The organism is Mycobacterium asiaticum (assembly GCF_001668675.1).
Classification (GTDB): domain Bacteria; phylum Actinomycetota; class Actinomycetes; order Mycobacteriales; family Mycobacteriaceae; genus Mycobacterium; species Mycobacterium asiaticum_D.
The window spans coordinates 1-3,960 of record NZ_LZKQ01000160.1; the positions used below are offsets into that span (position 1 = coordinate 1).

2 protein-coding genes and 1 pseudogene are annotated in these 3,960 nt (G+C 70.5%); 1 reads left to right on the forward strand and 2 read right to left on the reverse strand.

All coding sequences use genetic code 11. The features are described 5' to 3' along the window. Positions 1 to 533, forward strand: a pseudogene (locus tag A9X01_RS30505) (hypothetical protein); the annotation flags it as partial. A 7-nt stretch (positions 534 to 540) separates the two neighbouring features. Here A9X01_RS30505 and eccD read toward each other — a convergent pair. Both eccD and A9X01_RS29135 read right to left on the reverse strand, forming a co-directional pair. Next, positions 541 to 2,076, reverse strand: coding sequence for a type VII secretion integral membrane protein EccD (gene eccD, locus A9X01_RS14510; protein ID WP_065121450.1), 1,536 nt, complete (start codon positions 2,074 to 2,076; stop codon positions 541 to 543). Further along, the coding region (locus tag A9X01_RS29135) for a MinD/ParA family ATP-binding protein (RefSeq protein ID WP_216638915.1) at positions 2,073 to 3,960 on the reverse strand (1,888 nt) is incomplete at its 5' end. The genes A9X01_RS29135 and eccD, both read right to left, overlap by 4 nt.

Below are 3,960 nucleotides of genomic sequence, written 5' to 3' on the forward strand. Positions count from 1 at the left end.
CACTGTCGCAGTACGCATTCGGTGCCGACGGCGAGTCGATGGGCGCTAGCGCGCTTGGGGCGGTGACGGGCCTGGGCGGCGCAGCCACCGGAGCGGCGATGCTGGGTGGACCCGTGGCCGCGGCACAACAGCTGGCGGGCGCGGCATCGGCGGGGGCGGTGTCGCAGGTCGGCGCTGCGGTCGGGGCCCAGGCCGAGGCGTTGTCACCCCGCATCGCCGCGACCGTGCCACAACTGGTTCAGTTGGCGCCGATGGCTCAGCAGATGGCGCCGATGGGACAGCAGGTCGGCCAGAGCGTTCAGCAGGCCGCATCTCAGGCCGGGCAGGGCGGCGGGGCCCAACTCGCCAGCGACACCAAGCCGGCCGACGAGGACAAGAAGGACGACGAAGACAACCCGGACGCCGACGGTACGCAGGCCGACGGTGCACAAGCCGACGGTGCCGCCGCGGGCAAGGCGACCCTGGTCAGCGCCCCGGTGGAGGGCGCCGCCGGCGGGAAGTCGGCGGCGGGGCCGGTCGCGGCGCCAATCTGAGAAGGATCTAGAACCGCAGATTCCGCACCATGTCGTAGACGCCGGTGATCCACAACAGCAGCGGAATGATCGACGCCACCACGGCGCCGTCGATCAGTTCGGTGATCCGCTTCATCACCGGCGACAGGCGCTTGATCGGGGCCATCGCTCCGAAGATGACCAACGCGACCACCACCAGCACCAGGTAGCCGGCAAGAATCGCCCACGCCCACTGCGGGTACCAGAGACAAAGGCGCATCGCCAATCCGGTCGGGATCGCGGCGGCGGCGGCCAGTAACGACCACGCGCACCAACGATCCACATAAAGCCGGGAACGGAACCCGCACAGCACGGTCAACAACCCGGCGACCACCAGGCTGTGGACGAAGAAGTGTCCGTGCACCACCACCGCGACGGCACCGGCCGCCAGGATCACAGCGCCCGCCATCACATACCCGACCAGCAGTTGCTTGGCCAGCTTGCTGCGCTCGGTCAGCCGGGCCGCGGATGCCGGCACCGACGCGATGATCGCCTGCCAGGTCGGAGTCTCCTCGTTGGTGGCGTCCTCGGCGGTCACCGGGTCGAGGAGTTCTTCGTTGTCGACGGTCTCGCCCGGGACGGGGATCGGCGGCAACGCGATTCGCGCCACGGCGACGGTGAGCTTGGCGGCATTGGTCACGACGAACAAACCGAATGCGATCGCCCCGGCCGGCACCCACTCCTGGTAGCCGTAACCGGTCGCGATGGCGGCACCGACCAGCGCGATCATGCTGATCACGACGAAGGAGGCCACTTCGTGGCGTCGGCGGGGGCCGCCGCGGACCAACACGGTCAACAACAGCACCGCGGTAGCAGCGGCGGCCAGGTGCGGCGCCCCGAGCGAAGTGGTGCCACGTGGCAGCGGGACGGCGGTCGCCGCCGCGCCCGCCAGGAGCGGGTAAGCGGCAATCAGCAGGCACTCGGAAAGATCGGCCTTGGCGTAGAACCGCTTGGCCACGAACGACACGACCAGGGCGATGATGCCCAGCAGGCCCAACGCCACCGGCCAATACCAGCTGCGGCCGGTCGTCCACCACGCGCGCATGGCGATGGCGGTCAGTGGGAGGGCCAGGATCGGGAGGGCAACCGAGATGAAGCGCTCGACCGCCGTCCGATCGAATTCCGGCGATTCGTCCAGCACCGCGATCGCGTCGATGACGTCTTCGACCAGCGGCCGGTATCGCTCCGTCCGGCTGGCCGAAACCAGGGTCAACAATGAGCCGTCGACCACGCCGGCCTCGTCGAGGGACTGTTCGGGCCGCAGCGGCGGCGACCCCGGCCGGGCGAACGTCCACACGCCCTGGGCGGCGAAGTCGAAGCCCGCCAGGACATCCGGTGGGGTGTCTTCGAGCATGTCGGCCAGCACCTGGACGGTCTCGTCGATGTAGGTGGCCATCGGTGCCGCCGCCGGCAGCACCAGGTCGGTCATCCGCTTTCCGGTCAGGATCGTCACCCGGGTGGTGGCCGGCCTTGCGGGCGCGGTCCCGGATGCGGTGGAGCCGGCGGCAACAGCAGGTGCACTCAACGACGTCCCGCCCTTTCAAAATCGTCGGACAGAGCCGCGGCCAATTCGAGCACCCGCCGTTGGTAGGCGGGATCGAGTTGGTCGAGCTGAATTTCGGTTCCGGTCGCGATGTGCTTGTCCCAGGGCAGCAACACGACCCGGTCCGGCTGTACCAGTTGCTGGAACTGCCGCACCAATTTCTTCTCCGCGACGTTGGTCTCGCCGACCGCGACGTGGTTGATGACGACGACGACGCGACTCAGCAGATCCTGATACCCGTTGTGCCGCAGCCACTCCAGCGCACTCTCAGCCTGCCGGGCGCTGTCCAGCGACACGTTGGTCACGATCACGATCGCCGACGCGGTCTCCAGCACACCGCGGGTGACCGGGTCGAACAATCCCGGCCCGCAGTCGGCCAGCACCAGGTTGTAGAACTTGGACACCGTGTCGACCGCGAAGCGCAGGTCCTCACCACTGAGCCCGCGTTGCGCCGTGGTGTATTCGGCGGTCGGCAGGATCTCCAAATTGTGGGCGTTCACGCTCGTGTGTGCGCGCACGTCGTTGTAGTGCGAAAGGTTCTGGTCGGCAATCAAATCCGCGATCGAAGACGGCGAGGTACGCCCGGCGCGCTCGGCCAAGTTGCCGCAACCGGGGTCCGCGTCGAGCACCAGGATGCGGTCGCCCCGCACCTGCGCCAGCATGGTTCCCAATGTGACGGTGGTGGTGGTCTTGCCGACGCCGCCTTTCAAACCGAGCACCCCGATCTGGTATGAACCGCGCGGCTTGCGCCGGACCCTGGCGCGCAACTCCCGTTCGTACTTCTCGTCGGGCGACAGACCCAGATTGATCCGCGTCAGCTTGTAGACGGTCCGTCGCCAACCGCGTTGCGGGACCGGCTTTTCCGGGGCGACCTGCCGTGCCGGCGGAGGCGCCGGGGCCGGCGATTCGGTAGGGAAGGGGACGGGCGCCGCGGCGACGGGCGGCACCGGGCGGGATTCCCGCTGCGGTGGCGCTGGTGTGGTGGCCGGTGGTGGTGCCTGTTCCGGCGACGGTCGCCGCACCGGAATCGGGCCGGAGGGGGCACGGCGTCTACCGCCGGACCGGCCACCCGGGGGTTGGGGCGGCGGGGCCGCAGCTCCGCGTCCGGGCGGGGTCATCTGCGGAGCGTCCGGGGCAGGCATCGGGACTCGGAAGTACGGCCCACCGGCCGGATTCGTTTCGTCCGATTCGGGGTCGGGCAGGTACCGGTGCCCACGACGTTCCCGGCGCGACGGCGGTTCGGTCGGCGGGGGCCCGGCCGGCGGCTCCCGATGGGTGGGTGCGGGCGCGGGCTGGTGAGTCTGCTGGCGTTCGCCGAGTCGTACCCGGCCGTTGGTCGGCATCGCGGTTGTCGGTGGTTCGGCTGGTCGCGACGGCGGCTTCGGCGGGGGCGGCAAGGGCGGCCGCGGTTCCGGCGACTTCTTCGGCGGCGCGGAACGGGTTTCGGGTGTGACGGTCGGCGGTCCGCCGATGGGCATCGGGGGCGCCGGCGGGTTGGGCGCGACCGGCGCAGCGGTGACCGGTGGTGGTGCGGCGGCAACGGGTGCCGGCTCGGGTGGGGCCGGTGGTGGTGGTTCGGGCGGCGCCGGTTGTGGCTCGGGTGGCGCCGGTGGAGGGTCGGGTGCGACGGGGGGCGGTCCACCGATAGGCATCGGCGGCGCGGGCGGCTCGGGTGGGGCCGGTGGTGGTTCGGGTGGGGCCGGCGACGGTTCGGGTGGCTCAACCGATTCGGGCGCCTCGGCCGTTTCGGGTGCCTGCGGCGAGGCGTTCAGCCGGAACTGGGGAAGCTCGCTCGGCGGTTTCGGTGGTGGCCCGAGGATCGGCATCGGCGGCAACGATGGTTTGGCGCCGCCCGCCGCGGGCCCG